A 5,725-nucleotide genomic window follows, 5' to 3' on the forward strand; every position below is an offset into this window, starting at 1 on the left:
TTCTTCGCACCCCCCTCTGGCCTGCCGGCCATCTCCCCCGCATGGGGGGAGATCAGCAGCTCGGACGACTACGCTCCTCTTGCTTTGCGCKCGATTGGCGATAGCAGGTGTGAGGGCCAATCTCCCCCCTTGCGGGGGAGATGTCCGGCAGGACAGAGGGGGGTGGCGTGCAGTGCAGACGCCGCAGAATTCGGCGTTCCCATGCTGAAAGACCTGCCTCTCGCCTTCCGCTTTGCCTCGCGTGAAATGCGCGGTGGCCTGCGCGGCTTCATGATCTTCCTGACCTGCATCGCACTTGGCGTGGCCGCCATCGGCGGGGTCAATTCCGTTGCGCGCGCCATCACCGCCGGTGTTGCCAGCGAGGGCCAGGCATTGCTCGGTGGCGATATCCGCTTCCAGCTCATCCAGCGCGAGGCGACCGGCAAGGAACTGGCCTTCCTCGAAAGCCTCGGCACCGTGTCTCACAATGCCGGCATGCGTTCGATGGCGCGCCTGGAGGACGGTTCCGACCAGTCGCTGGTCGAGGCCAAGGCAGTCGACAGCTTCTACCCGCTCTACGGGGCGCTGGTCACCGAACCTGCCTTGCCGCGCGACGAGATGTTCGCTGAAAGATCGGGCGTCTTTGGCGCCGTGGCGCCGGACCTGCTGTTCGAACGCCTCAATCTCAAGCTCGGTGATCGCATCAAGCTTGGCGGCTCGACCTTCGAGCTCAGGGCAAAGCTGGTCACCGAACCCGATGCGGTCTCCGACGGCTTTGGCTTTGCGCCACGCTTGCTGGTTTCGATGGAGGGCCTGACCGCTTCCGGACTGATCCAGCCGGGCAGCCTTGTCGAGCATGCCTACAAGATCCGCTTGCCGGTGGGCACAAGCGAAGCCGAGGTGTCAGCGGTTCGCGAACGCGCCAATGCCGAATTCCCCGAAGCCGGCTGGAGCGTGCGCACCCGCACCAATGCCGCACCGGCACTTTCGGCCAATATCGAGCGCTTCACCCAGTTCCTGACGCTGGTCGGGCTGACCTCGCTCGTCGTCGGTGGCGTTGGCGTGGCCAACGCCGTGCGCGCCTATCTCGACGGCAAGCGCGGCGTCATCGCCACCTTCAAGAGCCTTGGTGCCTCGGGCGRCTTCGTGCTTTCAGTCTACCTCATCCAGATCCTGCTGATCGCAACCGTTGGCGTCGTCATCGGCCTCGTGCTCGGCGCAATGATGCCGTTTGCCGCAAGTGCGGCCCTGCAGTCGGTCATCCCGGTGCCGGCTGAAGCAGGCGTCTATCCCGCAGCGCTCGGCATGGCGGCATTGTTCGGCATCCTGGTCACGCTCGCCTTCGCCATCCTGCCGCTCGGCCGCGCCCGCGATGTGCCGGCAACGGCACTGTTCCGCGAGATGGGGTTCGAGGGTCGCGGCCTGCCAAGGCTGGTTTACATCGCGACTGCCTTGGGCATTGCTGTTGTGCTTGCGCTGCTGGCGATCTGGTTTGCCGGCGATCGTCGCATCGCCACGATCTTTGTCGGCGCCACCATCTTCTCATTCCTGGTGCTGCGTGCCGTGGCCAGTGCCGTACAATGGCTGGCGCGGAAAAGCCCGCGAGTGCGTTCGACTGCGCTTCGACTGGCCATCGGCAACATCCATCGGCCGGGCGCGTTGACGCCCTCGGTGGTGCTGTCGCTGGGCCTTGGTCTTACCCTGCTCGTCACGCTGGCGCTGATCGACGGCAATCTGCGCCGCCAGATCGCCGGCAGCCTGCCGGAGCGCGCGCCGAACTTCTTCTTCGTCGACATCCAGCCCGGCGAGGTCGACGCTTTCGCCAAACTGGTCGAGTCCGAGGCCCCTGGTGGCAAGCTTGTGCGCGTGCCGATGCTGCGCGGGCGCGTCATGGCGCTCAATGGCACCGATGTGCAGAAGCTCAGCGTGCCGCCGGAAGGTGCTTGGGTGCTGCGTGGTGACCGTGGCCTGACTTACGCCAAGAACATCCCGGAGAATTCGACGCTGTCGCAAGGCGCATGGTGGGCGGCCGACTATTCTGGCGAGCCGCTGGTGTCGTTTTCGGCGCAGGAGGGGCGCGAACTCGGCCTCAAGCTCGGTGACATGGTGACGGTCAATGTGCTTGGCCGAAATGTAACCGCCAAGATCGCCAATTTCCGCGAAGTTCAGTGGGAATCGATGGGCATCAACTTCGTCATGGTGTTTTCGCCCAACACGTTTGCCGGTGCCCCGCACAGCTGGCTTGCCACGCTGACCGAAGACAAGGCAGCGCCCGCCGACGAATCGCGCATCCTCAATTCGGTGACTCGCAGCTATCCCGCGATCACCACGGTGAGGGTGAAAGATGCGCTCGATGTCGTCAACCGGCTCGTCGCCCAGCTGGGCACGGCCATCCGCGCCGCGGCGGGCGTCGCGCTGATCGCCTCGGTGCTGGTGCTGGCTGGTGCGCTCGCCGCCGGTAACCGCGCGCGCATCCACGACGCGGTGATCCTGAAGACGCTCGGGGCGACACGACGGACGCTCATCGCGGCGTTTTCGCTCGAATACATGCTGATCGGCCTTGCCACGGCGGTGTTCGCGCTTGCCGCCGGCGGGGTCGCCGCATGGTTCGTCGTCGCCCGAATCATGACCCTGCCTTCGTATTTCCTGCCCGAGGTCGCGGTCGCAACGATTGTCTTCGCGCTGGTGCTGACTGTCGGTTTTGGCCTGATCGGAACCTGGCGAGTGCTTGGCCACAAGGCAGCGCCTATACTGCGCAGCGAGTAGAAAATGGCGCTTTGGACTGGACTTCAACGACATTTGTATGAGAAATGTGCCCTCACAGCGGGTTTCAAGCCGTAACGGGCCTTGTTTAGACCAGAAAGAACCATCATATTTCGTCAGAGGCATGCTGGAGTCCCGCCAGCGGCGCCTGGGTTTCGGCCTGACACCCGACGGGGCAGAAGCAACAGAGGAAACCATGTCCGACTTTAGAAATTACCAGACGCGCATGGCGACGGCAGGCAGCCGCACCGACGCGTCGATCGACGAAGGCCTGCGCGCCTATATGCTCAAGGTTTACAACCTTATGGCGCTTGGCCTGGCCATCACCGGCCTGGCCGCGTTCGGCACCATGATGCTGGCGACTACCAATGATCCGGCCACCGCCGTCGCAACCATGGGCAACGGCAAGATGCTGACCAGCCTCGGTGTCGCGCTTTACGGCTCGCCGCTGAAGTGGGTCGTCATGCTGGCTCCGCTCGGCATGGTGTTCTTCCTGAGCGCCCGCATCCAGTCGATGAGCACCTCTGGCGCGCAGACCGCCTTCTGGGTCTTCGCGGGCCTGATGGGCCTGTCGCTGTCGTCGATCTTCCTGGTCTACACCAGCGCAAGCATCGTGCAGACGTTCTTCGTGACCGCTGCCGCCTTCGGCTCGCTGTCGCTGTTCGGCTACACGACCAAGCGTGACCTGACGGCCATGGGCTCGTTCCTGATCATGGGCGTGTTCGGCATCCTGATCGCGATGGTGGTCAACATCTTCCTGCAGTCGTCGGCTCTGCAGTTCGCCATCTCGGCGATCGGCGTGCTGGTATTCTCGGGCCTGACCGCCTACGACACGCAGAAGATCAAGGAGATGTATTTCGACGGCGACGACGCGCTCGTTTCCGGCCGCAAGGCGATCATGGGCGCACTCACGCTCTATCTCGACTTCATCAACCTGTTCTCGTTCATGCTGTCGTTCCTGGGCAACCGCGAATAGTCAGCTCTGGATCACTCGTGTTTCGAAGGGCGGCCTAACGGCCGCCCTTTTCATTTGCGCCGTTTCTTGCTCATATGTAGGCACAAAAATAGGTTGCCTAAAAAATGAGCATAACGATACGACACGCCTTGCCTGATGACCTTGATCGCATCACGCAGATATATGCCGATGCCGTGCTGAACGGCACGGCGAGCTACGAGCTGGAGCCGCCGACTCGCGCTGAGATGGGCGAGCGCTTCGAGGCGCTGATGGATGGCGGCTATCCCTATCTCGTTGCCGAGCGCGACGGCGCGATCATTGGCTACGCCTATGCCGGGCCGTTCCGTGCGCGTCCGGCCTATCGGTTCATCGTCGAAGATTCGATCTACATTGCGCCCGAGGCCAAGGGCGCGGGCATCGGCAAGGCGCTGATGCAGGCGCTGATCGACGAGACGACCGCGCTTGGCTTTCGCCAGATCATCGCCGTCATCGGCGACGGCCATTCGGAGAGCGCATCAGTGCGATTACATGAGCGGCTCGGCTTCCATCACACCGGGCGCATGGACGGCTCGGGCTACAAGCACGGCCGCTGGCTCGACACGGTGTTCATGCAGCTGGCGATGAATGGCGGGGCCACGCTTCCGCCCGATGCCAATTCGATGCCCGAGCGCCGCTTCAAGGCAAAGGGCGGCGAGGGCTAGCCTGATCCGCTGACAAGCGGCACGAAGCGCACGCCAGCCAGTGTCTTTTGGCTGTAGTCTTTTTCGCCTTGGCGCACGATCTTGACCAGTTGCTGGTCGCCGAGGGGCCCGAGCGGAAGGATCAGCCGGCCGCCGATGGCCAATTGCTGCTTCCAGGCCGGGGGCACCTTGCGGGTCCCGGCCGCCGACAGGATGGCGTCGAATGGCGCCTGGCGCTCATAGCCCTCCGTGCCGTCGCCCGCGATCACTTCGACGGTGGTGTAACCTAGCTGTTGCAGCCGAGTACGCGCGGTGTCGGCCAGAGAGCCAACACGCTCAATGGTGACGACGCGGTCGGCGATCTCGGCGAATATGGCTGCCGCGTAGCCTGAACCCGTGCCGATCTCCAGAACCTTGTCGCCGGATCGCAGCTCCGCCGCCTCGGCCATCAGCGCAACGATATAGGGCTGGGAGATCGTCTGGCCGTGCGCAATCGGCAAAGCCGTATCTTCATGGGCGTGGTCGCGAAGCGGCATGGGCACGAATTCCTCGCGCGGCACGGCAGCCATGGCTTCCAGCACTGCCAGGTCGGTCATGCCGCGCCCGGCGATCTGGTATTCGATCATTCTGAGGCGTGCCGCCCGGTAGTCGATCATGGCCTGCCTGCCGTTGCCCATTAACTTGGGCGAGGGCGCAAGGTTCCGCATGCAGGGTTGCCGCAGCGTCCGTATGATGGTGCAGCGCGGCAGCTCGTGCTGCATTGCACAAAATGCAAAGCTCCTATGCAATATCAACACTTTAAATCCTGGCTCACCGGAGCTAGATATGGGTCATCGAATTTGTCGGACCTACCTCCTCCCAGGTTTCCGACGAATAGGTCAGCGCCTACCTCCTCCCAGACGCTGGCCACAAATACGACACCCGCCGGACCTCCTCCCCCGGCGGGTGTTGTTTTTTCAGCCCCTCCCCACACATCGACACTTTCTTCCGCTACGCCGGTTTGCGCCGTGCTTGTGGTCCACATCTGGTCAAATTGCCGGACAGAGCGCGTGCCGTGATGACTGGTGTGGCGTTTGGGTGGCCGAACAGGCTATAGGCAGTGCCAAGCGTCTCCTGGGCCCAGAACCCCGGAAGAAACAAACGACAACGCCCCCGGCTCGCGACGATCCCAAAAACGCGCAATCAGCTTGGGGTGGGTGAGGAACGAGGAAAGGAATTCAGCATGAACGTGACCAGCGAAACCGCTGCCCTTCTCGAGCGGCTCGGCGTTGCCAAGGCCGATTTTAGCGGCGGCGACCTGATCGTGCGCAGCCCGGTGACCGGCGAGCAGATCGGCGCGCTCAAGTCG

General features: G+C 63.3%; 4 protein-coding genes. 3 read left to right on the forward strand and 1 reads right to left on the reverse strand.

The window, feature by feature from the left end; translation table 11 throughout:
• Window positions 1–201: 201 nt before the first annotated feature.
• The 3 genes from AC1DWF_RS29580 to AC1DWF_RS29590 all read left to right on the forward strand — a co-directional run bounded on the left by AC1DWF_RS29580 (window position 202) and on the right by AC1DWF_RS29590 (window position 4,398).
• Window positions 202–2,745, forward strand: a complete 2,544-nt coding sequence (locus tag AC1DWF_RS29580) for an ABC transporter permease (protein WP_476842394.1) — start codon at window positions 202–204, stop codon at window positions 2,743–2,745.
• Between the two features lie 193 nt (window positions 2,746–2,938).
• Window positions 2,939–3,718: a Bax inhibitor-1/YccA family protein gene (locus AC1DWF_RS29585; protein WP_476781736.1), complete on the forward strand. Its 780-nt coding sequence runs from the start codon at window positions 2,939–2,941 to the stop codon at window positions 3,716–3,718.
• A gap of 104 nt (window positions 3,719–3,822) precedes the next feature.
• Window positions 3,823–4,398, forward strand: coding sequence for an N-acetyltransferase family protein (locus tag AC1DWF_RS29590; protein ID WP_476781737.1), 576 nt, complete (start codon window positions 3,823–3,825; stop codon window positions 4,396–4,398).
• On the opposite strand, the gene AC1DWF_RS29595 is transcribed toward AC1DWF_RS29590, so the two are convergent.
• Complete coding sequence (locus AC1DWF_RS29595) at window positions 4,395–5,084, reverse strand: protein-L-isoaspartate(D-aspartate) O-methyltransferase (RefSeq protein ID WP_476781738.1); 690 nt, start codon at window positions 5,082–5,084, stop codon at window positions 4,395–4,397. The genes AC1DWF_RS29590 and AC1DWF_RS29595 overlap by 4 nt on opposite strands.
• Between the last annotated feature and the right edge of the window lie 641 nt (window positions 5,085–5,725).

The sequence above is a fragment of the Aminobacter sp. P4_D5 genome (assembly GCF_056401815.1).

What these genes read in the sequence shown, in the direction of transcription:
- AC1DWF_RS29585 (WP_476781736.1), top strand. Translation starts at nt 2,939, where the DNA reads ATGTCCGACTTTAGAAATTACCAGACGCGCATGGCGACGGCAGGCAGC.
- AC1DWF_RS29590 (WP_476781737.1), top strand. Translation starts at nt 3,823, where the DNA reads ATGAGCATAACGATACGACACGCCTTGCCTGATGACCTTGATCGCATC.
- AC1DWF_RS29595 (WP_476781738.1), bottom strand. Translation starts at nt 5,084, where the DNA reads ATGCGGAACCTTGCGCCCTCGCCCAAGTTAATGGGCAACGGCAGGCAG.